The 25,633-nt window shown below is 67.4% G+C and carries 22 protein-coding genes and 1 riboswitch; of the genes, 11 read left to right on the top strand and 11 right to left on the bottom strand.

Translation table 11 applies throughout. The features are described 5' to 3' along the window. Positions 1 to 51 precede the first annotated feature (51 nt). The 4 genes from E3O65_RS04975 (at position 52) to E3O65_RS04990 (ending at position 4,019) form a co-directional block, all read left to right on the top strand. Positions 52 to 1,140, top strand: a complete 1,089-nt coding sequence (locus E3O65_RS04975) for a YihY/virulence factor BrkB family protein (RefSeq protein WP_134362639.1) — start codon at positions 52 to 54, stop codon at positions 1,138 to 1,140. A 20-nt stretch (positions 1,141 to 1,160) separates the two neighbouring features. After that, on the top strand, positions 1,161 to 2,045 hold the full coding sequence (locus E3O65_RS04980; RefSeq protein WP_134362640.1) for an exodeoxyribonuclease III: 885 nt from the start codon (positions 1,161 to 1,163) through the stop codon (positions 2,043 to 2,045). A 62-nt stretch (positions 2,046 to 2,107) separates the two neighbouring features. After that, entirely contained in the window at positions 2,108 to 3,112 is a 1,005-nt protein-coding gene (gene trpS, locus E3O65_RS04985) for a tryptophan--tRNA ligase (RefSeq protein ID WP_134362641.1), read from the top strand. A gap of 145 nt (positions 3,113 to 3,257) precedes the next feature. Then, a complete protein-coding gene (locus tag E3O65_RS04990; RefSeq protein ID WP_134362642.1) occupies positions 3,258 to 4,019 on the top strand; it encodes an HAD family hydrolase in 762 nt (253 codons plus the stop codon). A gap of 498 nt (positions 4,020 to 4,517) precedes the next feature. On the opposite strand, the gene E3O65_RS04995 is transcribed toward E3O65_RS04990, so the two are convergent. The 4 genes from E3O65_RS04995 to E3O65_RS05010 form a co-directional block, all read right to left on the bottom strand. After that, a complete protein-coding gene (locus tag E3O65_RS04995) occupies positions 4,518 to 5,408 on the bottom strand; it encodes a DUF559 domain-containing protein (RefSeq protein ID WP_134362643.1) in 891 nt (296 codons plus the stop codon). Between the two features lie 313 nt (positions 5,409 to 5,721). Further along, the gene (gene glpK / locus E3O65_RS05000) at positions 5,722 to 7,236 is read right to left on the bottom strand and encodes a glycerol kinase GlpK (RefSeq protein ID WP_134362644.1); all 1,515 of its coding nucleotides are present in this window, start codon (positions 7,234 to 7,236) and stop codon (positions 5,722 to 5,724) included. A gap of 86 nt (positions 7,237 to 7,322) precedes the next feature. Further along, positions 7,323 to 8,087 (bottom strand): MIP/aquaporin family protein, encoded by a 765-nt coding sequence (locus E3O65_RS05005; RefSeq protein ID WP_134362645.1) that lies wholly within the window; start codon positions 8,085 to 8,087, stop codon positions 7,323 to 7,325. 110 nt (positions 8,088 to 8,197) lie between these two features. After that, entirely contained in the window at positions 8,198 to 9,964 is a 1,767-nt protein-coding gene (locus E3O65_RS05010; RefSeq protein WP_422386403.1) for a glycerol-3-phosphate dehydrogenase/oxidase, read from the bottom strand. 137 nt (positions 9,965 to 10,101) lie between these two features. Between E3O65_RS05010 and E3O65_RS05015 the strand changes: the two genes are divergently transcribed. Next, a complete protein-coding gene (locus E3O65_RS05015) occupies positions 10,102 to 11,070 on the top strand; it encodes a sugar-binding transcriptional regulator (protein WP_134362646.1) in 969 nt (322 codons plus the stop codon). Between the two features lie 57 nt (positions 11,071 to 11,127). Here the strand turns inward: E3O65_RS05015 and E3O65_RS05020 are convergent, their stop codons facing one another. The 4 genes from E3O65_RS05020 to dhaK form a co-directional block, all read right to left on the bottom strand. Continuing rightward, positions 11,128 to 12,273: a glycerol dehydrogenase gene (locus tag E3O65_RS05020; RefSeq protein ID WP_134362647.1), complete on the bottom strand. Its 1,146-nt coding sequence runs from the start codon at positions 12,271 to 12,273 to the stop codon at positions 11,128 to 11,130. A gap of 338 nt (positions 12,274 to 12,611) precedes the next feature. Beyond that, positions 12,612 to 15,062: a phosphoenolpyruvate--protein phosphotransferase gene (ptsP, locus tag E3O65_RS05025; protein ID WP_134362648.1), complete on the bottom strand. Its 2,451-nt coding sequence runs from the start codon at positions 15,060 to 15,062 to the stop codon at positions 12,612 to 12,614. A gap of 3 nt (positions 15,063 to 15,065) precedes the next feature. Next, complete coding sequence (dhaL, locus tag E3O65_RS05030; protein WP_134362649.1) at positions 15,066 to 15,710, bottom strand: dihydroxyacetone kinase subunit DhaL; 645 nt, start codon at positions 15,708 to 15,710, stop codon at positions 15,066 to 15,068. Between the two features lie 2 nt (positions 15,711 to 15,712). Continuing rightward, entirely contained in the window at positions 15,713 to 16,711 is a 999-nt protein-coding gene (gene dhaK / locus E3O65_RS05035; RefSeq protein WP_134362650.1) for a dihydroxyacetone kinase subunit DhaK, read from the bottom strand. Positions 16,712 to 16,919: 208 nt separating this feature from the next. Here dhaK and E3O65_RS05040 point away from each other — a divergent pair, with 208 nt between their 5' ends. The 6 genes from E3O65_RS05040 (at position 16,920) to E3O65_RS05065 (ending at position 22,979) form a co-directional block, all read left to right on the top strand. Beyond that, entirely contained in the window at positions 16,920 to 17,705 is a 786-nt protein-coding gene (locus E3O65_RS05040; protein ID WP_134362651.1) for an IclR family transcriptional regulator, read from the top strand. 81 nt (positions 17,706 to 17,786) lie between these two features. Continuing rightward, positions 17,787 to 17,918: riboswitch (FMN riboswitch) on the top strand. Between the two features lie 106 nt (positions 17,919 to 18,024). Beyond that, complete coding sequence (gene ribD, locus E3O65_RS05045; RefSeq protein WP_134362652.1) at positions 18,025 to 19,041, top strand: bifunctional diaminohydroxyphosphoribosylaminopyrimidine deaminase/5-amino-6-(5-phosphoribosylamino)uracil reductase RibD; 1,017 nt, start codon at positions 18,025 to 18,027, stop codon at positions 19,039 to 19,041. A gap of 7 nt (positions 19,042 to 19,048) precedes the next feature. After that, positions 19,049 to 19,681 carry a riboflavin synthase gene (locus E3O65_RS05050; RefSeq protein WP_134362653.1) on the top strand — a complete coding sequence of 211 codons (633 nt, stop codon included), beginning with the start codon at positions 19,049 to 19,051 and terminating at the stop codon, positions 19,679 to 19,681. After that, complete coding sequence (gene ribA, locus E3O65_RS05055) at positions 19,678 to 20,940, top strand: GTP cyclohydrolase II (RefSeq protein WP_134362654.1); 1,263 nt, start codon at positions 19,678 to 19,680, stop codon at positions 20,938 to 20,940. Before E3O65_RS05050 ends, ribA begins: the two co-directional genes overlap by 4 nt. Continuing rightward, positions 20,937 to 21,419 carry a 6,7-dimethyl-8-ribityllumazine synthase gene (gene ribH, locus E3O65_RS05060; RefSeq protein ID WP_134362655.1) on the top strand — a complete coding sequence of 161 codons (483 nt, stop codon included), beginning with the start codon at positions 20,937 to 20,939 and terminating at the stop codon, positions 21,417 to 21,419. Before ribA ends, ribH begins: the two co-directional genes overlap by 4 nt. Positions 21,420 to 21,623: 204 nt before the next feature. Beyond that, entirely contained in the window at positions 21,624 to 22,979 is a 1,356-nt protein-coding gene (locus E3O65_RS05065) for an MFS transporter (RefSeq protein ID WP_134362656.1), read from the top strand. A 5-nt stretch (positions 22,980 to 22,984) separates the two neighbouring features. Here E3O65_RS05065 and E3O65_RS05070 read toward each other — a convergent pair whose 3' ends face one another. The 3 genes from E3O65_RS05070 to E3O65_RS05080 are packed head-to-tail and all read right to left on the bottom strand — an operon-like array spanning position 22,985 to position 25,604. Then, a complete protein-coding gene (locus E3O65_RS05070; protein WP_134362657.1) occupies positions 22,985 to 23,809 on the bottom strand; it encodes an ABC transporter permease in 825 nt (274 codons plus the stop codon). Beyond that, entirely contained in the window at positions 23,806 to 24,681 is an 876-nt protein-coding gene (locus tag E3O65_RS05075) for an ABC transporter permease (RefSeq protein WP_134362658.1), read from the bottom strand. Before E3O65_RS05075 ends, E3O65_RS05070 begins: the two co-directional genes overlap by 4 nt. Beyond that, positions 24,678 to 25,604: an ABC transporter ATP-binding protein gene (locus E3O65_RS05080; protein WP_134362659.1), complete on the bottom strand. Its 927-nt coding sequence runs from the start codon at positions 25,602 to 25,604 to the stop codon at positions 24,678 to 24,680. Before E3O65_RS05080 ends, E3O65_RS05075 begins: the two co-directional genes overlap by 4 nt. Positions 25,605 to 25,633 lie beyond the last annotated feature (29 nt).

Consider the following 25,633-nt stretch of genomic DNA (forward strand, 5'->3'; position numbering starts at 1 on the left):
AGACCGGCCTTGTGCATACTCGCCCGCCCGGCTGCCGCCTAGGCTGGCTAGGTGAACACTCCTGCCGTAGTCGACCGGACCAAGACCCTCGTTGCCCGCATCATGCGCTCTCGTCCCGTGCGGGTCCTCACCCGGTTCGGGGACAGCGGCGGAAGCATCCTCGCCGGTGGCATGTCCTATCAGGCCATCTTCGCGACGTTCGCTGCCCTCTGGCTGACCTTCTCCATCGCCGGGCTGTGGATCACGTCGAACCCCGACCTCGAGTTCACGCTCTACTCCTTCATCAACCAGTCGGTCCCGGGGCTGATCGGCGAGGAGGGCGTGATCGACCCGAGCGTGCTCGCCAGTGCCCGAGTCTTCGGCTGGTCCGGAGTCATCGCGCTGGTCGGCTTGCTCGCGACCGTGCTCGGCTGGCTCTCGACGACGGCGCTCGCAGTGCGCACCATCTTCCGGATGCCGCCCGACAAGACCTTCATTCTCTTGGTCAAGCTGCGGGAACTGGGCCTCGGCCTGCTGTTCGCGGTCGTGCTGGTCGTTTCGGCCCTGATTTCGATCGCGAGCACCGAGGCGCTCGGGGCGCTGTTCGGCCTGTTCGGGGTGTCCCGGGACTCATTCTGGTTCAACACCGCCGCCCGCACGCTCGGTCTGATCCTCGTACTCGTGATCGACACGGTCACCCTCGCGGCCCTGTTCCGGGTGCTCTCGCGGGTGCGGATCCCCTTCCGCCAGCTGATCACCGGCTCCGTTCTGGGCGCTGCGGGGCTCGGCGTGCTCAAGATCCTCGGCAGCACGCTGCTCGCCGGCGCCGGCCGGAACCCGCTGCTCGCCGCATTCGCGGTGATCATCGGGCTTCTGATCTGGTTCAACCTGACCAGCACGCTCACATTGCTCGCAGCATCCTGGATCGCCGTCGGCATGGACGACGCCGGGCTCTCCCCGCGACAGATCAGCGCCGACGAGGTCGCCATTGAGAAGCGTCTTCGGGAAGAAGAGGCCTTCCAGGTGGTCGTGAGGGCCGAGCTGCGCGACGCCCGTCTGGCGCACGACGCCGCGACCTGGCCCCAGCGGCTGCTGACCGCGCGCCGCCTGCGCGCCGCTGAGAAGCGGGCCGCGGCCATCGACGCCGACGGTCCCGGCTAGACCCAAAGTAGAGTTGGGGAATGCCTTCCGACTCGACTGCCGCATCCGCCCCTGTCTCGTCCGTCGCCTCCGCCACCACGCGCCTGCGGATCGCCAGCATCAACGTGAACGGCGTGCGAGCCGCGTACCGCAAGGGCATGGGCGAGTGGCTCGCCGATCGTGACGTGGATATCCTTGCCATCCAGGAGGTGCGTGCGTCGACGGAGGACCTCGAGGGCCTGCTCGGGCCGGAGTGGAGCATCCTGCACGACGCCGCCACCGCCAAGGGTCGTGCCGGAGTCGCCCTGGCCAGCCGGTCGACCGCGAGCATTCACCGGGTGGAACTTGGCCCCACCGAATTCGACAGCGCCGGCCGCTGGCTCGAAGCCGACTATGAAGTCAACGGCACGTTGATCACGGTCGTCAGCACCTATGTGCACTCCGGCACGGTGGACACCCCGAAGCAGGTCGAGAAGTACAAGTTCCTCGATGCCATGCTCGAGCGCCTGCCCGAACTCGCCGCGCACAGCGACCGGGCCGTCGTGCTCGGCGACCTGAACGTCGGCCACCGCACGCTCGACATCAAGAACTGGCGCGGCAACGTGAAGCGCGCCGGGTTCCTGCCGGAGGAGCGCGCCTACTTCGACCGCATCGTCGGCGCCGAAGACGAGCCCGACTACAACGCCGGGGCCGGCCTCGGCTGGGTTGACGTGGGACGCAAATGGGCCGGCGAAGTGGACGGACCGTTCACCTGGTGGTCGTGGCGCGGGCAAGCCTTCGACAATGACACCGGCTGGCGGATCGACTACCAGCTGGCGACGCCGGCGCTCGCGGCATCCGTCACCGACTACGCAGTTGACCGCGCGACCGCCTACGACCAGCGTTGGTCCGACCACACGCCCGTGGTCGTGGACTACGCCATCTGACCTCCCACCAGTTCGCGCCGCCGGTTCCCCGGCGGCCACACGCCACGAAAAGATCTGATCCCATGAACAAGCCCCGCCTCTACTCGGGCATGCAGCCGAGCGCCGATTCCCTGCAGATCGGCAACTACATCGGCGCCCTCCTGAACTGGAAGGCGCTGCAGCAGACCCACGACGCGTACTTCTCCATCGTCGACCTGCACGCTCTGACGGTGGCGCAGGACCCGGTGAAGCTGCGCGAGAACACCCGCCGCACTGCCGCCCAGTACATCGCGAGCGGCATCGACCCGTCGGCGTCGACGCTCTACGTGCAGTCGCATGTCGCCGCCCACGCCCAGCTCGCCTGGGTGCTGAACACCATCACCGGGTTCGGTGAGGCCAGCCGGATGACTCAGTTCAAGGACAAGTCCGCCCGGCAGGGCTCGGACGCGACGACCGTGGGACTGTTCGCCTACCCGATGCTGATGGCCGCGGACATCCTGCTGTACGACACCGAGATCGTGCCGGTCGGCGAGGACCAGCGCCAGCACGTCGAACTGACTCGGGATCTGGCTGCGCGCTTCAACGCCCGGTTCGGGCAGACGTTCACCGTGCCGGAGGTCGCCATCGTCAAGGAGACCGCCAAGATCTACGACCTGCAGAACCCGACCTCGAAGATGTCGAAGTCGGCGGAGTCGCACGCCGGCGTGATCTGGTTGCTCGACGAGCCGGCGGTAACGGCCAAGAAGATCATGCGCGCCGTCACGGATGCCGAGGGCGGCGTGGTCTTCGACCGCGACAACAAGCCCGGCGTGGCCAACCTGCTGACCATCTACTCGGTGCTCGCTTCGCGCAGCATCCAGTCGCTCGAGGACGAGTACGCAGGCAAGGGCTACGGCGATCTGAAGAAGGGCCTCGCCGAGGTGGTCACCGGCACATTCGGACCGATCCGGGCGCGCGTGCTCGAACTGCTCGACGACCCCGCCGAACTCGACCGCCTCCTCGCTCAGAACGCCGACCGGGCCGCGGGGGTGGCCAACGAGACGCTGGCCCGTGCCTACGACCGCGTCGGCCTGCTGCCCCGCCGCTAGAGTGCCACCCGTCGCCGTCGCCGTGTCAGGTTTTGTCGGGTACATCGGATTGGCCGGGGTTGCCGGGGGTGCCCGGGTTGCCGGGGGTGCCCGGGTTGCCGGGGGTGCCGGGGTTGCCTGGGTTGCCGGGGTTGCCTGATAACGGATGCCGATTCCCGCCGCAGTTCTCTTCGACCTCGATGACACGCTGTTCGCCCATCGCGGAGCCGTCACCGACGGCATTCGTGCCCATCTAGGGGCCCTCGGCGGCACCTACGCCCACGCCGACCGCAGAGCGGCGTCGGCACTCTGGGACGACCTCGAGGAGCGGCACTACCACGCCTATCTTGCCGGCAGTCTGGACTTCGCCGGCCAGCGGCAGGCGCGGGCCCGCGATTTCGCGGCGGCGCATGGCGTCATTCTGTCCGGGCCGGCCGCGAGTGCCTGGTTCGACGTGTATTTCGTGCACTACCGGGCGAGCTGGCGGCTCCACCCGGATGCACTCCCCTGCCTCGACGCCCTGGCCACCGCCTTCCCCGGCGTGCGTATCGGCTTGATCACCAACGGGGAGTCGACCCCCCAGGGCCACAAGCTGGCCGACACCGGGCTGGACACGCGATTGGAGCATGTGATCGCATCCGGTGATCTGGGCTTCGCCAAGCCGGATCCCCGCATCTTCCGCCACGCCTGCGCGGTGTTCGGGGCGGCGCCGGAGCAGACCGTCTACGTGGGCGACCGGCTCCGCACCGACGCGATGGGAGCCGCGGCCGCCGGCCTGACCGGGGTGTGGTTGGACCGCACCGAGGCGCCGGCCGGCCCCGACACGGCCGAGGCCGCCCGGCTAGGCGTCATCCGGATCACCGGGCTGGCCTCCCTGGTCGCCGCCCTGGGCGCCTCCCGCGCCTCCCGCGCCTCCCGCGCCTACTAGTCCCGCCCCAATTCGTACGCGCCGAGTTGCGGCGGCCACTCCCCCCTGCGTCCGGCACCCACCGACTCCCTCGTCCCTTCCCTCCGTGGCGAACTCAGGAGATCCGTCACATCCGTGCAATTTCGCCCCGGAAACTCGCGGAACGGATGCAGCGCTTCCGCAGATCTCCTGAGTTGGCCACGCATACTTGGACCGCTATTTCAACGCGGGTGGTCTCACAACCCGACTGCCCTCAAAACCGCGCTCCAGGACCACGGCCGCGGCCACACGGGATTCCGAGCGGGTGTGGTTCAGTTCCTACGTGGCTAACTCAGGACATCCGTCAGCGCTGAAACTTTTTGCCCCGGCAACTCGCGGGGCTGATGCTGGGGTTCGGCAGATCTCCTGAGTTAGCCACTCGAGCAGGGCTCGACCGCAAGGCTCGACCGCAGGGGACGTCGGGCCAAACTGGCGGCGGGCCACCGGGTCGGTGATCCCGAGAGCCGGGAACGAGTTCGGCTAGAGGATGAAAGTGCGGTAGCGGCTAGTCGCCGCCAACAGACCGATAACAGCGGCGATGACTCGCTCGGGGTTGTGGATGATGTCCCGGTACAGCACTCGCAGGCTCAGATAGCCCAGCATCGCGAGGTCGCAATCGCGGGTGCGGTCCCGCGCTTGGGCCTCCCAGCCTTCGTGGAACTGTCGACTGTCCGCCTCCACCACGATGCGCCCTTCCACGATCATGTCGACGCGACCGACGCCGCCGATCTCGACCTGGATCTCTACGTGGAAGCCTGCTCCGAGAAACACGAGACGAAGCACGCTCTCCTGGCCGGATTCGCTACGTGAGTCGATGAGCGGGCGCAGGCGCTGGAACTCGGCGGGCAGCGCTGCGAAGACCTGGGCTACGGCGTGAGCCGCAAGCAGCTTCTGGTGCAGGGCATTCTCAAGAGAGGCGATCGCGAAGCTCGATTCCTGGCACCGGAAGCCCTGAACCAGGGCATCGGCCAGCCCGATGCGGAACTCGGTCCCGCCGCGGGGGTCGAGCAATTGACCCCAGTGGAGTTCCACACCGTCGCGGTTCTGGGAAGTGAGCTGCTGGAAACGGTCGTGCGGCGCCCGCAGCCGGGATGCGGTTGGGTCGAGGTGGATGTGCGCGAAAGCGCTGTCCAGGACGAAGATTCCGGCATTCGCCACCGCGGAAACACAAGCGAGTCGCCCACCCAGGCGTACCGCCTCGAGGATGTGCATATCCGTGTCGGGGAGCGCATAGTGCCCGCGACGTGCGCGCACCAGATATCCAGTTTCCACGGCCGCCCTCAGCGCACGCCAATCAGCGCCGGCTGCGTTCAGCGCCCCGGTCTCCGCGATCTGCACATTGTTGGAGCGGAAGTATTCTGCCCAAGTCATGTTGAAAGTGTGGACAGCGCCGGCCCGTGCTGCGACGAAGGCCTCAAGCCAGTGGACTGCTCAGGTCGAGCTGTGCTGTGGAGGACCCAGGTGTCACCGCCAGCCCGTGGCTAATTCAGGAGAATTGTCTTCGCCTCGAGGGAGAAACCGCACTGGTCCGGCATCCGTTGGCACCGCCCACGTTGAATCTCCTGAGTTAGCCACACAGACCGGCACGGATGCCGAAACCCGGCGGCCGGGACTGGCCGCCGGGTTTCGGGGGTGAGGGTGGTGCAGCGCGGCAGCGCGGCAGCGCGGCAGCGCGGCAGCGCGGCTAGACGACGTCGGCGTCGACCCAGTCGAGGGACTTGGTGATGGCCTTCTTCCAGTTGCGCAGCAGGCGGTCGCGCTCGGCGACGTCCATGCTCGGCTCCCAGCGGGCGTCTTCCTGCCAGTTTGACCGCAGCTCGTCGAGGTCGTTCCAGAAGCCGACCGCCAGGCCGGCCGCGTAGGCGGCACCCAGGGCGGTCGTCTCCGCCACCACCGGACGAACGACGGACACACCCAGGATGTCGGCCTGGAACTGCATCAGCAGGTCATTGGCCGAGGCCCCACCATCCACCTTGAGTTCCGTGAGCGGCACGCCGGAGTCGGCGTTGACCGCGTCCAGAACCTCGCGGCTCTGGTAAGCGATCGCCTCAAGCGCGGCCCGGGCGATGTGGCCCTTGTTCACGTAGCGGGTGAGGCCGACCAGGGCGCCACGGGCATCCGCACGCCAGTACGGGGCGAACAGTCCGGAAAAGGCCGGCACGAAGTAGGCGCCGCCGTTGTCCTCGACCGACAGAGCCAGCGACTCGATCTCTTCGGCCGTGTGGATGATGCCCAGGTTGTCCCGCAGCCACTGCACAAGGGAGCCGGTGACTGCGATGGAGCCCTCCAGGGCGTAGTGCGTCTCGCCCTCGCCGAGCTTGTAGCCGACCGTGGTGAGCAAGCCGTTCTTGGAGTGGATGATCTCGGTGCCGGTATTGAAGATCAGGAAGTTACCGGTGCCGTAGGTGTTCTTGGCCTCACCCTGGTCGAAGGCGGCCTGGCCGAACGTCGCGGCCTGCTGGTCGCCGAGGATGCCGCTGATCGGGGTCTCGCGCAGCAGGCTGTGACCGCTGGCGACGCCGTAGACCTCGGAGGAGGAGCGGATCTCGGGCAGCATCGACCGCGGCACGTTGAACGCCGCGAGGATCTCGTCGTCCCATTGCAGGGTTTTCAGGTCCATGAACATGGTGCGGCTGGCGTTGGTGACGTCGGTCGCGTGCACGCCGTCCTCGAGGCCTCCGGTAAGGTTCCACAGCACCCAGGTGTCGGTGGTGCCGAACATGAGGTCGCCGGCCTCGGCCTTCTCCCGAGCCCCCTCGACGTTCTCGAGGATCCAGACGATCTTCGTGCCGGAGAAATACGTCGCCAGCGGCAGGCCGACGGTGGCCTTGAACCGGTCGACGCCACCGTCGGCGGCGAGGCGGTCGACGATCGGCTGAGTGCGCGTGTCCTGCCAGACGATGGCGTTGTAGACGGGGATGCCGGTGCGGCGGTCCCAGACGACGGCTGTCTCGCGCTGGTTGGTGATGCCCACGGCGGCGATGTCGTGGCGGGTCAGGTTGGCCTTGGCCAGAGCCGAACCGATGACCTCACGGGTGTTGTTCCAGATCTCCATCGGGTCGTGCTCGACCCAGCCGGCCCGCGGGAAGATCTGCTCGTGCTCGAGCTGCCCGGTCGAGATGATCGACCCGGCCTTGTCGAAGATGATCGCACGCGAACTGGTCGTGCCCTGGTCGATTGAGATGACGTACTTTGCCATTGTTAACTCCTTTGTCACTGCCGGGATCAAGGTAATTCGAGATTGGAAAAAAGAAGAGAAGAGAAGAGAAGGATGCTGCCCGGCGGCTAGGCCAGGATCGGCAGCAGGAACGCTGAGCTCCACCCCGCCAGCAATCCACCGATGACCGGGCCGACGACGGGCACCCACGAGTAGGCCCAGTCGGAGGAGCTCTTGCCCTTGATCGGCAGCAGGAAGTGCGCAATGCGCGGTCCGAGGTCACGGGCGGGGTTGATCGCGTAGCCGGTCGGTCCGCCCAGCGAAGTACCGATCACGATCACGAGCAGGGCCACCGGCAGGGCGCCGAGGGCAGCCAGACCGCCGTTCTCGCCCTGGCGGCCGGCGCCGAAGGCGATGACGACGAAGACGAGCACGAACGTGCCGATGATCTCGGTGACCAGGTTCCAGCCGTATGAACGGATGGCAGGGCCAGTGGCGAACACACCGAGCTTGCTGGCAGGATCCGGTTCCTGGTCGAAGTGCTGCTTGTACGCGAGCCAGACAAAGGTGGCACCCAGGATGGCACCGAGTATCTGGGCCGCGATGTACGCCGCAACGGACGCGACGTTGACCGGAACGCCCGAGCCGAACTCGGAGGCATCGGAAGCCACGAGCCCCAGGGTCACGGCCGGGTTCAGGTGCGCACCGGAGTTGTAGGCGACGATCACCCCGGCGAAGACCGCAAGGCCCCAGCCGATCGTGACCATGAGGAATCCACCCCCGAAACCCTTGTTCTTGGTTAGGGCGACGTTGGCGACAACGCCGCAGCCGAGTAAGACGAGGAGGGCGGTGCCCACCAGCTCCGAGAGGAAGACGATACCGAGATTGTCCACGTTGACATCCTTTGTGATCAGTGAATTGAAGGAACGAATGAAACGAAAATTTTATCCTCCGCGCCCGGCGGAGGGCAGACCGGAGGGATACGGGGCAGCCCCGAGTAGAGCTAGACGGCCGGCAGAGCCGACGCTTCCGCCGGGTCCAGCTGCACGCCGTACAGGTCGCGCAGCGTGTTCGCCGCGGTGTCGACCTCGTGCGCGCTGCGGGCGGCATCCCAGCCAAGGACGGGTGCGAGCACCCGGGCCAACTCGGCGAGCAGCGGACGGGTCACCTCGCCGCGGAAGGCGATGCTGGTGCGCCGCAGCAACAGGTCGATCAGGTGAACGACCGATTCCGTAGACGCGATGAGTTCGATCTCGCGCCGGGTGTACCCAGGGTGCTGCTCGAGTGCCGCGTCGGGTTCGGCGGTGAGCCAGGAGATCACCTCGGCGGCGCGGGTTCCATAGCGGGTCAGGAGCACGTCGGCACGATCGGCGCCTACCTCGCCACTGTTCGCGTCGACCCAGACCCGGCGCGCGGCATCCGTCGCCGGGAAGTCACGGCCGCCACCGATCGCGAGACCGACCGTCGAGACGGTGCGCGAAAGGCCGAGCAGGGTCAGGATGTCCCCACTCAGGTGCTCGGCCAGGGCGCGGAAGGTGGTCCACTTGCCGCCGACCAGGCTGAGCAGGGTGCCGGGCCGGGCACCCAGCGGGCGGGACTCGATGCGATAGTCGCGGGAGACGAATCCGGGGGCTTCGTCGTCGTGGCGGGGCAGCGGGCGCACACCGGCGAACCGGAAGACGATCTGGGACCGGTCAACGGCCACCGTCGGAAAGACGTGATTGACCAGTTCGAAGAAGTAGTCGACCTCGGCCTCGGTGCAGCGAGCCGGTTGGGTCATGTCGTGCTCGAGGTCGGTCGTGCCCACCAGGACGCGGCCCGCGAGCGGGTAGATCAGCACGATACGGCCGTCTTTGTGCTCAAAGAAGATCTCCCGGCCACCGGTGGCGGCGAGCAGCTCCGGGTTGTCGAGCACGATGTGTGACCCCTTGGTGCCGCCCATGTAGGTGCTCGCCTGGCCGAGGGCCGTGTTCGTGAGGTCGGTCCAGGGTCCGGACGTGTTGACCACGATGTCGGCCACGAAGGTGAACTCGGCTCCGGTGACGGCGTTGCGCAGGCGCACGCCAGCGTCATCCATTCCGACTGCCTCGATGTAGTTGGCGCTGCGCGCGTGGGTTCCGGCGGCCAGGCCGTCGGCGAGCACGTCGAGTGCGAGCCGCTCCGGGTCGTGCATGGAGGCGTCGTAGTAGGTGGCCGTGTACTTGAGGCCGGGGTTGATCTTCGACAGCAGCTTGAGTGACGCCTTCCGGCCGAGGAACTCGTGCCGGGGCACGTTGCCGCCGTCGCGCGAGAAGGAATCGTAGAGCATCATGCCGATCTTGATCAGCAGGGCTCCGCGCTCCTGAGCCTTGCCCTGCTTGTGGGTGAGGAAGCGCATCGGCGCGGACATGACCCCAGAGAAGGTTGAGTAGATCGGGATGGTCGTCTTGAGCGGCTTGACGTAGTGGGGGGCGATCTTGAGCAGGCTGTTGCGTTCCTCGACCGACTCCTTGACCAGACGGAATTCACCGTTCTCGAGGTAGCGCACGCCGCCGTGGATCATGTGCGATGACGCCGACGAGGCGCCGGAGACGTAGTCGCCCTTGTCGACGATGACGACATCGACACCCTGCAGAGCCAGGTCACGGAAGGTGGCGATGCCGTTGATGCCGGCACCGATGATGAGCACCTGAGCCTGCGGGCGATCCTGCACGGCGGCCTGGGCGGCGGCGGCACTGGATCGTGGCTGGGCAGAGGACGACTCGGGTGATGACAGCACTGATGCGCTCACTTCTCTGTGGTTGGAAACCGTGATGGTCTGTCACAGCCGACCCCTCGACCGCACACTGCGCAGCGGGGGACACTGTCCACCCTGCTAGGTTCTACACAAACGGTCAAGCAGTTTGAACATATGTGCAAGGAGTCAGAATGACCCATCCGGACGATCTGTCGCTGTCCGAACGCACCAGTGACGCTCTCACTGCCGCCCATCTGTATTACATGCAGGACCTGACCATGGAGGCCATCGCGCGGGAGCTGCACACGTCCCGCTCTTCGGTGTCCCGCCTGCTCAGCCAGGCCAGAACCAGCGGGTTGGTCGACATCCAGATCCGGTCCCCGCTCGACGCGACGAGCCGGGTGGAGAAACTGATCCTGGACCGCTTCAAGGTCACCGCGCACGTTGTGCCGGTACCCGACCACGCGAGCGACGTCGACCGTCTGGAGCGCGTGGCCCTCTCGGTTGCACGAATTCTCGGCGAGTTTTTCGACTCGAACATGATCATGGGCATCGCCTGGGGCTCGACGATGAATGCGGTCAGTCGCCACGTGACGCCCAAACGCACGCACAATGCGCAGATAGTGCAGTTGAACGGGGCCGGCAACACGCGCAGCACCGGGCTCGACTACGCCAACGAGATCCTGCAGCGGTTCAGCAACGCGTTCGGCGCCCGCCTGGAACAGTTCCCGGTTCCCACCTTTTTCGACGACCCGTCCACACGCACGGCATACTGGCGGGAACGCGGCCTGCGCAGGCTTTTGGAGATGCAGGGGAACATGGACGTCGCTCTCTTCAGCGTGGGTTCGCCCTTCTCCAACGTCCCCAGCCACGTCTATGTCGGCGGTTACCTCGACGATGACGAGCTCACGGCGCTCAGCGACGCCGAGGTCGTCGGCGACGTCGCGACGGTCTTCTACCGCGTGGACGGCTCCACCGACGGCATCCCGCTCAATGATCGCGGCACCGGCCCGGAACTCTCGGTGCTGCGCCGCACCCCCCGGCGCATCTGCGTCGTCTCGGGCAAGTCCAAGGTGGACAGTCTCCGCGGTGCGCTGGCCGCCAACCTGATCACCGACCTGTTCATCGACGAAAGCACCGCCCGGGAACTGTGCGAGTGAGCAGACGCAGGCCCGCCGGCGCCATTGAAGGTTCATGGCGACCGGCGGGCCGACAGGTCAGTGCTTCTGCACGTACATGACGGGGGCAGGAAGGCCGCGTGCCAACCGCACGGAGCGCGAGAGCCGCTCAATCGACTTGAGAGCGTCGAGAACGTCGTCGGCAGTGACCACGAACGGCATGTTGTGGATCGTCTCACCCGGCAGGGTCGACGCCGTGGCGATGGCCCTCAGCTCCTTCTCGTCGTCCACGCTGAGACCGATCTCGGTCAACGTGGTGGGCAATCCGACGAGAGTGGTGAACTCGATGAAGTCCTCCACCTCCGCCCGTGGCGCGCCCTCGAGTACCAGCTGGGTCAGCGAGCCGATGTTCACCTTCTGACCATGGGTGAGCCCGTGGGTCTGCGGAGCCGCGGTCAGGCCGTTGTGGATGGCGTGGGCGGCGGCCAGTCCGCCCGACTCGAAACCGAGTCCCGAGAGGAGCGTGTTCGCCTCCACCAGTTTTTCGAGTGCCGGAGTGACCAGGTTGTCACGCACGGCGTCGAGAGCGGGAAGGGCGTTCTCCCAGATGACGTCCCACGACAACTTGGCGAGAGCGGTGCCGGTCTGGGTCGGCAGTCCCCCTGCCATCGTGGTCGCATGAGCAGCCGCCGTGGCCCGAGCTTCGAGCCAAGTTGCCAGCGCGTCGCCGACTCCGGCAATCAGGAACTCGACCGGCGCGTTGGCCACGATCTGGGTGTCAATGAGCACGAGGTCGGGGTTGCGCGGGAAGAAACGGTATTCGACGAACTCTCCCTCATCCGTGTAGATCACAGAGAGTGCGGAGGTGGGAGCATCGGTCGACGCCACCGTGGGCACGCTGACCCAGCGAATACCGGCAAGGAAGCCGGCAGCCTTGGCGGAATCGATCGTGCTCCCGCCACCCACGCCGATGATCACGTCGGCGTGGGTTGCGCGGATCTTCTCAACGAGCGCGTCGACAGCGGATGCGGTCGCGAAGCGGCCGAATGCGACTCGTTCGACGCGGAGGCCGGCAGCAGCGAAGCTCGCCGACACCTGCTCTCCCGCGAAACCCCACACGACGTCATCAGCGACGATCAGGGGGGCGGAGCCGATCTGGGATACGAATTCGCCGAGGCGATCGATCGCTCCCTTGCCTTGGACGTAACGTCCGGGGCTCATGACTGTGCGGATTGGAGTGGTCATCGTGGACCTTCTTCCTGGTCGAACTGCGTCTACATCTTTGTCGGACGGCGGCGGTGAACCGGTCTTCCGGGGCACAGATTTCACCCTACGCCCGCCGATTCCACCACATCTGGATGCTGTGCCGCGGGCGACCGTGGGACCGCACCCGCCGAGCCCTGCTCGCACGTCCGCCCAGACCCGAGCCAACGGCTGGGAGCGGGGATCTGACGCAGAAACACGCGCCTGAAGCCGTTTTTATGAATGCTATTCAGGATTAAGCGGACATTCACTGTTATTCCTGAAGCCGCCCGGTGCACATTTGTGCAGATCTGATGCCCGGGCGGGCCCGACGCCGGCAGCTACGCCGGTGTCGGCTCCAGCAGAAGCGCGGCAGCGGACCGGGCAGCGCCCGCGCTACCGGCGGCGACCGCGGCAATCGCGGCGTCCCGGCACCGGGTCAGCGTCACGCCGCGAAGGAATTCCGCGACTCCGCCCAGGGCGCGCGGGGACATCGACAGGCTGGTCGCTCCGAGTCCCACCAGGATGGCGGCGAGCATCGGATCGGCCGCGGCCTCACCGCAGACACCGACCGGCTTGCCGGCCGCCAGACCGGCCTCGCAGGCCTCCCGAATCATTCTCAGGACCGCGGGTTGCCAGGGGTCGTTCAGCACGGCGAGCTCCCCCATCAGCCGATCGGCCGCCATGGTGTACTGGGCGAGGTCGTTGGTCCCCAGACTTGCGAAGTCCACCCGTTCGAGGATGGGGCCCGCTGTGATGGCGGCAGCGGGAGTCTCGATCATCACGCCTACATTGCGCAGGCCGTGCGCGGCACAGCGGGCCGCGAAATCCACGGACTCGTCGACGGTCGCGATCATGGGAGCCATGACGCCGACCACCGCGTTTTCCGCGGCGGCCGCCGCTGCGATGGCCTGCAGTTGGGTGTCCAGCAGTTCTGGCCGCTGCCACGCTGTGCGGTACCCCCGGATGCCGAGGGCAGGGTTGACTTCGTCGGCCGCCGTGACGAAGGCCAGCGGCTTGTCGGCCCCGGCATCCAGCGTTCGGATCGTGACCTTCTTCCCCGGGAATCCGGCGAACACCTGTCGGTACGCGGCGACCTGTTCGTCGAGTCCCGGAGCTTCGGCGTGGTCGAGGAAGCAGAACTCGGTGCGGAAGAGGCCGACACCCTCGGCGTTCGCTTCGATTGCGGCGGCAACACTGTCAGGCGACGCCACGTTCGCGAGGAGCTGAACACGGTGTCCGTCCCTGGTCCGTCCCGTGCCGTCGAAGGTGATCACCCGGCTGTGCTGTTCCTCGGCTCGCGCCACCTGGTCGCCGGAGGGGTCAACGACGATCTCACCGGTCGAGCCGTCAACGATCACCACGCTTCCCTCGGGCAGCTCCATCGCATCGCGGGCCGCCACCACGGCCGGCAGGCCGAGCGCCCGCGCGAGGATGGCGGTGTGGGAGGTGGGGCCGCCTTCGACGGTGACGATCGCCCGGCACACCGTGGGGTCGATCAGGGCCGTGTCCGCAGGGGCCAGGTCCCGGGCCACGAGCACATACGGCTCCACGCGATCCGGCAGGCCTGGTGCCGGTCGGCCGAGCAACTCGGACACGACGCGGTCGCGCACGTCGTGCAGGTCCGGGATGCGTTCCGCGAGGAGCCCACCCTGCTGCGTGAAGACATCCGCGACCTCGCCCACGGCCGCCCAGACGGCTCGCTCCGGCGTGTCGCCCTGCAAGGTCACGCGGGAAACGGCAGCATCGATCAGCCCGGGATCCGCCGCCATCAGCGCCGTTGCTTCCAGGATGCCCCGCGCCGCGCCCGACACCCGGGACGCCTTGTCCCGCAGGGCCCGGGCTACGGATGCCGCGGCGGCCACGATCTGTTCCGCGGCCGCCTCTCGCTCGCTCACCGGGAGTGCGGCTGCCGGTCCCGGTTCATCCGGTTTCTCCGGCATGCGCACGATCGGACCGACGGCCAGGCCGGGGCTCACACCCAGGGGTCCGCTCGACGGCGCCCCGCTGGAAGACCGAGCAGGCGGCTGGGACAGGGACGGAACGGGCTCGTGCGCGCGAGCGGAGTCGGCCCCCAGCTCCCCGAAGCCCTTCCCCACGAGGTCGCTTACGGCCTCGAGCGCCTCCACGGCCTGCCGACCGGCCGCGGCGACGGAGATCGTGTCCCCTTTCCGGGCGTCGACGGTCAGCAGGGCCGTCGGACTGCTGGCCGTCACCGGGGGCTTGCCGGTGCGGAGGTTGGCGACCGTGACCGTGGCCTCGAAGACGCTGAGGGCGGTGACGAGCATCGAAACCGGTCTCGCATGCAGGCCGTCAGGATTCAGCAGCGTCACCTCGATCGCGTGTTCCGCCGCCGGGCCCGAGTCGGCCGGTGGGCCGGCCGGGTCCTCATCGCCCAGGTGGCTCTGCTTCGCGCGGAGGGCACCTCGGGCCTCACGATCCACTTCGTCGAGGGTGGCGCCACCCGCCGCGCGCACCACTGCCGCCATCAGGCCCTCTACGAACGGGCCGCTGCTGAGCCGCACGGGCACATCGGGGTCGTCCGAGAACTCGAGCGCCATTTCGGCGCTCATCACCGCCGATCCCAGATCCATCATCACCAGCACGCCTTCGGGCGAGGAGACCTCGGCGATGGCCTCGGCGACCTTGAACGCATCCGTTCCGATCACGCCATCGCCGGCACCGGCCGCGATGGCGATGGCCGGGCCGTCGGCCCCGACCATTTCAACAGCGAGGTCCACTGCCGCCTGCGCGAGACGGGGGCTGTGCGACACCACGACGATTCCGATCACGGTCTACTCCTCGCCGAGTATCTCGGTCAGAGCCTGGAAGAGCAGCGACGTCGACGCGGCTCCCGGGTCGATGTGGCCGATGCTGCGCTCCCCCAGATAGCTCGCCCTGCCTTTGCGGGCGAGCAGAGCTTCGGTGGCATCCCGCCCCGTCTGTGCGGCGGAGTAGGCGGCAGCGGCCGCCGAGGTGATGTCGGATGAAGCGAGGAGGGCGGCATCGAACGCGTCGAGCGCGGGAGCGAGGACGTCGTACATGGTCTTGTCCCCGGCCTCGGCCTTACCGCGGGCTACGACACCGTCCAGCCCCGCACGGAGTGCGGCCGCCAGGCCGGGGGCGTCCAGACTCGCGACCGGTCCTGCCGTCGTGCCGATCCGCAGGAAGAAGGTTCCGTAGAGGGGACCGCTGGCACCACCCACCGACGTCACCAGGGTCATGCCTGCGCCCTTGAACAGTTCGTCGACGGTACCGGCCGGTGAGGCCTGGATTTTCTCTACCACCGCACCCATGCCGCGGGTCATGTTCGAGCCGTGATCCGCGTCGCCGATGGCCGAGTCCAGCTCGGTGAGATACGAGACCTGCTCGGTCACCAGGTCGCGGAAACGGGTGAGCCAGCCGGTGAGCTGGTCGAGGTTGATCGTGTCATTCGTCATGGCTACATCCCCCAGCGCAGTCCGGAGGTGTTCACCGGCGCATCCCACAGCTGAAGCAGGTCATCGTCGGCCTTGAGGATCGTGACGGAGCAGCCCGCCATGTCCAGCGCGGTGATGTAGTTGCCCACGAGTGAGCGGGCAACCGTGATGCCGGCGGCGTCGAGGACCTTCCTGACTTCGGCATACATGACATAGAGCTCGATCAACGGGGTTCCGCCCAACCCATTCACCATCACGATCGTCGGGGCGCCGGTGAAGTCCAGGTCGGCGAGGATCGGCTCAACGAGCAGACGGGCGATCTCGGCAGCCCCGGCCAGTGGCACGCGGCGGCGTCCCGGCTCCCCGTGAATGCCCACGCCGATCTCCATTTCGCCTTCGGCGAGTTCGAAGGTCGGCTTCCCGGCCGCGGGAACCGTGCAGCTGCTCAGGGCCACGCCCATGGAACGGCCGGACTCATTGACCTGGCGGGCCACCGCCGCGACGGCCGCGAGGTCGCGGCCTTCCTCAGCTGCCGCACCTGCGATCTTCTCGAGCAGAACCGTGGTGCCGACGCCCCGGCGGCCGGCGGTGAACGTGGAATCCTCGACCGCGACGTCGTCGTTGACGACCACGACGGCAACCTCGATCCCGGTCTCCGCTGCGGCCAGTTCCGCGCCCATTTCGAAATTCATCACGTCGCCCGTGTAGTTCTTGACGATGTGCAGCACGCCCGCTCCGCTGTCCACGACTTTCGTGGCCTCAAGCATCTGGTCGGGTGTCGGCGAGGTGAAGACCGCCCCGGCGCAGGCCGCATCCAGCATTCCCACGCCGACGAAACCACCGTGGAGCGGCTCGTGGCCGGTTCCTCCGCCCGAGAGCAGCGCGACTTTGCCGGCTCTGGTCGGGTCTGCCCGGTAGATGATGCGGTTGACGTGGTCGACGCGAAGTTCGGGATGAGCGGCCGCGACGCCGACGAGGGAATCGGCGAGAACCGTCTCCGGGGAATTGATCAGTTTCTTCATGTTGAGACCTCCAGGATTATCTTCATGTTTGCTCTCCGTTGAACTTTTCGAGCTGGATCCGCGAGGCACTCTCCCTCGCGACTCAAAGAAATACAGAACGCAATTCGATAATGTCGAATATCCTCCGGAGAGATGGTGGATGTCAACACGGTGCAGGAAGACTCGTCGAGGACGCGGCATACTGAAAGGATCAACCGGAGAGGCAGCTGTGATTCAAGCCATCGATCGTGCGGCGAAAGTTCTGTCGTCGTTGCAGGGCGCTCGCCACCTCGGCATCACCGAGCTCGCCACCGAACTCGCGCTGCCGGTCTCGACCGTGCACGGCATCGTCAAATCCCTGCAGGGCCACGGCCTCGTCGCGCAAGAGCCCGGCGGCAACCGGTACATGCTCGGCCCGGCCCTGCTCAAACTTTCGAATGTCTACCTCGACACGCTTGATGTGCGCGCGCGGGCCATGCGTTGGACCCTGGAACTTGCGCGCAGAACCGGACTGTCCACACGGCTGGGGGTGCAATTGTTCGACGAGGTCATCATCATCCACCACAACCAGCGACCTGACGGCAGCCAGCAGATGCCCGAAACGGGCCTGTCGATCCCTGCCCACGCCTCGGCGATGGGCAAGGTTCTGCTCGCATACAGTCCGGAATACGCTTCCGGGCTGCTGGGAAGGCCCCTGCGAAGTCTCACCGGAGCCACGATCACCGACCCGGCTCAGCTGGCCATCCAATTCGTGGCGATCGTGGGCAACGGCATCGCCACCGAAGAGGACGAGGCCGTGCTGGGCGAGTCGTCGATCGCTGCGCCCGTGGTCGACACCCGCGGCAATGTCATTGCCGCGGTCGCCATTGTCGTACCGTCGAGCGAATGGCCTCCCGACTCCAGCGTGCTGAACGGATTGCGCGAGACGGCCCGGAACATCTCCCGGGAACTCGGCGCCGGCACCTGGCCACCGCTGGCCCCCCAACCGATCCTTTCCACGCATCCGCAGTCCTGAACGCCGCCCGCCGGCCGCCGGCTTGCACGGGAATTCTTCGGCGGCCGACGCGTTGGGCTATAACTAGTAGTAGTTATAAGAAACGTGCTCCGGGGTCGGTGTAAGTCCGAACCGGCGGTGAAAGTCCGCGACCCGTGCCGCTCCTGGAGCGACATGGTTGAGCTGGTGAAATTCCAGCACCGACGGTTAAAGTCCGGATGAGAGGCGCACGAGTCGATTGACCATCCCGGTCGGTCGGCGGGTTTCGCGTTTGCGCGACCCACTTGGTGTTCGCCGCACCGAAAAACCCGGAGTTCGTTGACCAACGGACAGGACCGGAATGACCGACCAGACGGCGCTCGAGGCCACTATGCGGCGCGCCCTCGCCCTGGCGGCGAACGGCCCGGCCACAGGACTCAACCCGCGGGTCGGCTGTGTCATCCTGAGCGCGTCGGGGGAGGTCCTCGCCGAGGGCTGGCACCGCGGTGCCGGCACCGCCCACGCCGAAGTCGACGCCCTGGCCCGACTCGCCCCCGGTGCGGACCGCGGCGCCACCGCCGTGGTCACCCTCGAACCCTGCAATCACACCGGACGCACCGGACCCTGTGCCCTCGCCCTGATCGACGCCGGTGTCGCCCGGGTCGTCTACGCCGTCGCCGATCCCGGCGTCGACTCCTCCGGCGGAGCCGAACGGCTCCGCAACGCCGGCGTCGACGTGCGGGCAGGGGTGCTCGCCGACGAGGTCGAACCGTTCCTCGCCGACTGGCTGACCGCCGCCCGCCTCGGGCGACCGTTCGTGACGCTGAAGTGGGCGTCGAGCCTCGACGGGCGCGCCGCCGCCACCGACGGGACGAGCCGCTGGATCACCGGACCCGAGGCCCGGCTCGACGTTCACCGGCGCCGCGCGGCATCCGGAGCCATCATCGTGGGCACCGGCACCGTGCTCACCGACGATCCCGCACTGACCGCCCGCGACGCCGACGGGCAGCTTCTGCCCGACCAGCCGGTGCCGGTCGTGATCGGCACCCGGAGTATCCCGGCCGACGCGGCGCTACACTCCCACCCACAGTTGCCGTTGTTTTTCACCACCCACGACCTGGCCGAGGTGCTGTGCAACCTGCACGGGCGCGGCATCAGGCGAGCCTTCATCGAGGGTGGACCCACGCTTGCCAGCGCCTTCGTGGCGGCCGGCCTGGTCGACGAGTATCTCGTCTACCTGGCGCCGACGCTGCTCGGCGGCGGTCGCCTCGCCCTTGGCGACATCGGCGTCGCGAACATCGACGAGCAGCGCCGCCTGGCCATCGACCACTACGACCGACTCGGTGACGACCTGCTCGTCGTCGCCCGGCCGAGATAGGACACACATGTTCACCGGAATCATCGAAGAACTCGGCCGGGTCGAGAAGGTGGAGCGATCCGCGGATGCCGCGCGCCTCACCATCCGTGGCCCGCGAGTCGTGTCCGACGCCCGCCACGGCGACTCGATCTCGGTCAACGGCGTCTGCCTCACCGTGGTGGAACAGACCGGCGGCACATTCACGGCCGATGTGATGGCGCAGACCTTGCTCATGTCCACGCTCGGAGCTGCTGAGGTCGGCAACCCGGTGAACCTCGAGCGTGCGGCGCTGGTGGGCGACCGGCTGGGCGGCCACATCGTGCAGGGCCACATCGACGGAACCAGCGTTCTCCTCGCCGTCACGCCCGGCGACGCCTGGCGCGTGCTGCGGTTAAGCCTTTCCCCCGAACTCGCCCCGCTCGTGGTCGGCAAGGGGTCCATCGCCGTGGACGGCGTCTCGCTGACCGTCAGCAACATCAGCCCGGCGAGCGAACCGGACCAGTGGTTCGAAGTCTCGCTCATCCCCGAAACCCTCACCGCCACGACGCTGGGACAGCGTCTGGCCGATGATCACGTCAACATCGAAACAGACATCCTGGCCCGCCACGTGGAGCGCATGCTCGCCCTGGCGGACGCCGGATCGAAAAGGAGCCACCTATGAGCCTCGCCGACATTCCCACCGCGCTGGATGCCCTCCGGCTGGGAAAACCGGTCATCGTCGCCGACGATGAGGGTCGCGAGAATGAGGGCGACGTGATCATCTCCGCCCAACTGGCCACGCAGGAGTGGCTCGCCTGGACCGTTCGGTACTCCTCCGGCTTCATCTGCGCGCCCATGACCAACGACCTGGCCGACAAGCTCGACCTGCCCATGATGGTTCTGAACAACGAGGACCCGCGCGGCACCGCGTACACGGTGTCAGTCGACGCGGCAGACCGGCTCAGCACCGGGATCAGCGCCGCCGACCGCGCCCACACCCTGCGCGTTCTGGCCGACCCGGCGTCCACGCCGTCCAGCCTGCACCGTCCCGGCCACATCATGCCGTTGCGTGCGCTGGACGGCGGCGTTCGCGAGCGCGACGGCCACACCGAGGCGGCCGTCGACCTGATGAAACTGGCCGGCCTCGCACCCGTCGCCGGGATCTCCGAGATCGTCGCCGAAGACGGCGAGATGATGCGCCTGCCCGGGCTGCTTGCCCTCGGAGAGCGCGAGGGTGTGCTGGTGATCACCATCAAGGACCTGATCGCCTACCTGCAGGAGTTCCACACCGACACCGAGCTGCCCACGGTCAGCCCGATCCGCGAGTCGCCGCGGGTCGACTTCGAGGTGGAGACCACCGTTCCCACCCGGCATGGCGACTTCCAGATCCGCGCCTACCGCGACCGGATGACCGGCGCCGACCACGTGGCCATCGTCTCCGGCACCCCTGCGGACGGCGCCCTCGTCCGGGTGCACTCCGAGTGCCTCACCGGCGAGGCGTTCGGCTCGCTCAAATGCGAGTGCGGTCCGCAGCTGGATGCCGCTCTCGAGACCATCCAGGAGCAGGGCGGAGTCGTCGTCTACCTGCGCGGACAGGAGGGCCGCGGCATCGGCCTGATCAACAAGCTACGCGCCTACAAGCTGCAGGAAGACGGACTGGACACGTTCGACGCGAACGTGGCGCTCGGCCTCCCCGCCGACTCCCGCGACTACGGCGCCGCCACCGCCATCCTGCACGAGATGGGTCTTTCCTCGGTGCGACTGCTGACCAACAACCCGGAGAAGGTGCGCCAGTTGAAGGCGCACGGCGTCACCGTGACCGAGCGCGTGCCGCTGATCGTGGGCGTCGGCGCGCACAATCAGGACTACCTGGCCGTCAAGCGCGACCGGATGGGTCACCACATTGCAGAAACAGACATCCTGAAAGGAATCGTCCTATGAGCGGAGCAGGCTCCCCCGAGATCGAGATCGACGGAACCGGTCTGAACATCGTGATCGTCGCCGGCCGGTGGCATGACGTGATCACCGACGGGCTGATCGCCGGTGCGACCCGGGTGCTCGAGGCATCCGGTGCCCGCTTTTCCCTGGTGCGGGTGCCGGGCAGCTTCGAGCTGCCGGTGGCGTGCAAGGTGGCTCTCGACAACGGTGCCGACGTGGTCGTCGCGCTCGGCGTGATCATCCGTGGCGGCACGCCGCACTTCGAGTACGTGTCGGCGGCGGCAACGGATGGCCTCACCCGGGTGGCCCTGGACACCGGCAAGCCGGTGGGTTTCGGCGTGCTCACCCTCGACGACGAGCAGCAGGGTCTGGACAGGGCCGGCCTGCCCGGTTCGAAGGAGGACAAGGGCGCGGAGGCGGCGTCGGCCGCCATCGCCACCGCACAGCTGTTGCACCGTCTGCGGGAGTTCGGCGTCGACTGATCGCATGAAGGGTGGCATCCGGATCGTTATCTGAGCGTTAGTCGAGGATTGGCTCCGCGCTGCCTCCCCCCGTAGGGTGCAAGGGCGGCTGTCACAAACGGCCGCCCATTCGCGCGGCCCTCGGGGGCAGCCGCTGACGCCTGATCGACGCTGGTTCTCGACTCCGATGGTCCGCTTCCGCGCCAAGTCCCGGAGCAATTCTCCATGTCAGCACCCACCACGTCGACCACTCCCGACGCCGCAGCACCTACGAACCCGCGCAGCCGCGTGATCCTCGCCAGCCTCATCGGCACGACGATCGAGTTCTACGACTTCTACGTCTACGCGACGGCCGCCGTTCTCGTCTTCCCGCACCTCTTCTTCCCCACGGGAAACGAGACCACGGCGCTACTGGCCTCGTTCGCCGTCTTCGGCGCGGCGATGGTGGCCCGCCCCATTGGCGCCCTCGTCTTCGGGCACTTCGGCGACAAGCGGGGCCGGAAGGCCACCCTTGTCGGCGCCCTGCTGACCATGGGCATCGCGACCTTCCTGATCGGGCTGCTGCCCACCTACGCCATGATCGGCTGGGTCGCGCCCGCCCTGCTCGTAGTGCTGCGCCTCGCCCAGGGATTCGCGCTCGGCGGGGAATGGTCCGGCGCCGCGCTCGTCGCCACCGAGAACGCCCCGGTCGGCAAGCGCGCCTGGTACGGCACATTCCCGCAGGTCGGCGCCCCGCTCGGCTTCATCATCGCGAACGGCCTGTTCCTGGCCATCGCCCTCGCCCTGCCGTCCACCGACCCGACCCGTCCCTCGGACGCGTTCCTCGAGTGGGCATGGCGCATCCCGTTCCTCTTCTCCGCCGTGATGGTCGTCGTGGGCCTCTGGGTGCGCCTGCGCCTGGTCGAATCCGACGCCTTCACGAAGGTCGTGGCCACCAAACGAGTGGAGAAGCTGCCGCTCGCGGCCGTATTCACGTCGCACTGGCGCCAGCTGATCCTGGGCACCTTCATCATGCTGGCCACCTACGTGCTCTTCTACCTGATGACCACGTTCACGCTCGGCTACGGCCGCGGCGCAACAGATGCCCCGGTGCCCGGCCTTGGGTACAGCTACAACAACTTCATCCTGATGATGATCGTCGGCGTGCTGTTCTTCGGCGTGTTCACGCTGGCCTCCGGACCCTGGGCCGACACGCACGGCCGCCGCAAGACCCTGATCGTCGTGACCCTGGCGATCACCGTGTTCGGCCTGCTCTTCGTGCCGCTGCTCGGTGCCGGGTTCGTCGGCGTGATGTTCTTCCTCATCATCGGTTTCTCCCTGATGGGCATGACCTTCGGTCCGATGGGCGCGCTACTGCCCGAACTGTTTCCGACCAGCGTGCGCTATACCGGCTCGGCCTTCGCCTACAACATGAGTTCGATTCTCGGCGCAGCAGTGGCGCCGTTCATCGCGATCTGGCTGTGGACACTCGGCGAGGGCAGCCCGTTCTGGGTCGGCGTCTACCTCTCCGTGATGGCCGTGGTCACCCTGGTCGCCCTCCTGCTGAGCCGTGAGACCCGCGACATCGACATCGAGCACTGAGCGGTTCAGTCGAGGAACAGGGTGCGCAGGCGGCGGGTCGCGGCAACCAGCCCGAGCAGGATCATGACCAGGTAGTAGAGCACGTGCCAGAGCAGACCGGGATCGACCTGGCCGGTGGTCAGGCCGCGCACGAGCTCGACCCCGTGCCAGAGCGGCAACGCCTGGATCACGAACTGGATCGGCTGCGGGTAGACGCTCAGCGGGTAGAACGTGGCCGAGAACAGGAACATCGGCAGCAGCAGGAACGTGATCCAGTCCATCTGCTGGAACGTCTTCATGAAGCTCGTCACAGCCATGCCCACGCTCGCGAAGCCGAACGCGATCAGCAGCACAGCCGGCAGGGCCAGCAGCGCCCACCAGGACAGGTTCAACCCGAGCGCCTGCATCACGACCAGGAAACCGGTGGCGTACAGCGCCCCACGGAGCAACGCCAGTGAGATCTCGCCGAGCGCCACATCCAGCGGGCCGAGGGAGGTGGACAGCATGCCCTCGTAGAGCTTGGCGAACTGCATCTTGAAAAACACGTTCCACGTGGAGTCGTAGATGGCGCCGTTCATGGCGGCGACCGCCAGCAATGCCGGCGCGATGAATGCCGCGTACGGCACGTCCTGGCCCGACTCGGTCGTGATGGTGCCGACCAGCGAGCCCAGGCCGAGGCCCATCGAGAGCAGGTAGAAAATCGGTTCGAAGAAGCCGCTGACCACGACCAGCCAGTTGGTGCTCCTCGTCGCCTGCCAGCCCCGGAGCATGACGCTGCGGGCGTTGCCGGCGTAGAGCGCGCCGAGCAGTCGGGATGCCGCGGCATCCGTTCTGAGATCGGTTTCGGTCATTTGTTCAGCCGCCTCGCTGTGATGCGCCGCGCCCAGATCCAGCCGAGGGCGAGCAGCGCACCCAGGTAGAGCACGTGCAGCATGCCCAGCCAGACCGGCTCGTTCGCGCCGTAGGAGAACACGCGAGCCAGCTCGGCGCCGTGCCAGAGCGGGGAGATCCAGCCGATCCACTGCAGCCAGACCGGCAGCACGGCGAGCGGGAAGAACGTGCCGGAGAACAGCGTCATCGGCAGAACGATGAATCGCATCACCATGGCCAGCTGGCCGGTGTCTTCGGTCAGGGTGGCCGTGTAGGCCATCAGCAGGGCGCCGAAGCCGAGGCCCGTGAGCACGGCCACGAAGACGCTGACGAACCCGGCCGCTGCCGAAACCGCGCCGAACAGCAGCATGAACCCGTAGAAGATGCCGCAGGTGACGAACATGCGCACGGCCACAGCGATGACGATGCCGTTGATGATCTGGCCCGGCTGGATCGGGGCGGCATTCATCGCGAAGAACACCGGGTTCCATTTGAAGCCGAGCATGATCGGGTAGGTGAACTCGTCGCCGGCCACGGCGATCGCCGCGCTGCAGAGCAGGGCGGGAGCGACGAACGCCAGGTAGCTGACCCCGCCAACGGCATCCGCGCCCAGGTTGGCGTCGACGAGGGTGGCTAGGCCGACCCCCATCGCGTAGAGGTAGATGACCGGGTTGCCGATCGCGGTCACGACCACCGTCTGGGCGTAGGCGCGCAGCGACAGGAAGCGGTGCTCGGCGACGTACCAGGAGCCCCAGCGCCGGGTGCGCCGGGTGGATCGGATGGCCCGGTCGCCGACCGAGCCGGGCGGCGGTGCCGTTTGGGCCGCATCCAGGGCGCGCTGAGCGGCGCTCATTCGACCAGGGTCCGCCCGGTCAGGCGCAGGAACACGTCTTCAAGGCTGGAGCGCCGAACCAGGCTGGTGATCGGGGTGAGGCCGGCCTCCACGATGCGCACCAGCTCGGACTCGCCGTTCTCGCTGTAGATCAGGATGCGGTCGGGCAGGACCTCGATGCGGTCGCCCATTCCCGCGATCTGTGCGGCCACGTCGGCGTTCAGGTCGGAACCGAACCGCACCTCGAGCACTTCCCGGGAGGAGTAGGTGCGGATCAGCTGCGCGGGGGCACCCTCGGCCATGATCACGCCCTTGTCGATCACGACCAGCCGGTCGCAGAGCTGTTCGGCCTCGTCCATGTAGTGGGTGGTGAGCAGCAGGGTCGTGCCCTGCTCCTTGAGCCGGAACAGGCGGTCCCAGAGGATGTGCCGGGCCTGCGGGTCGAGGCCCGTGGTCGGTTCGTCGAGCAACAGGATGCTCGGGTCGTTGATCAGGGCCCGTGCGATCGTGAGGCGCCGCTTCATCCCCCCGGAGAGTGCGTCGACCTTCGCCTTCGCTTTGTCCTCCAGCTGGGCGAAGGCCAGCAGCTCGTCGGCGCGGCGGGCCACCTGTGCCCGCGGCAGGCCGAAGTAGCGGCCGTAGACGAGCAGGTTCTCGCGCACGCGCAGCTCGGTGTCGAGATTGTCGGCCTGCGGCACCACACCGAGCCTGGAGCGGATCTCCGGGCCGTGCCGATTGGGGTCAAGGCCCAGGACGCGCAGGTCGCCGCCGGTTCGGGTGGAAACGGCGCCCACCATGCGCATAGTGGTCGACTTGCCTGCGCCGTTCGGGCCGAGGAGACCGAAGGATTCGCCCGGCGCCACCTCGAAGGACACACCGGCGACGGCGGCGAAGTCCTTGTACTTCTTGACAAGATTCTGGGCAACGATGACTGGCTCCGGCACAGTTCCTTACTGTAGACCGCCGGGGCAAT

The organism is Cryobacterium breve, assembly GCF_004402375.1.
Lineage (GTDB): Bacteria > Actinomycetota > Actinomycetes > Actinomycetales > Microbacteriaceae > Cryobacterium > Cryobacterium breve.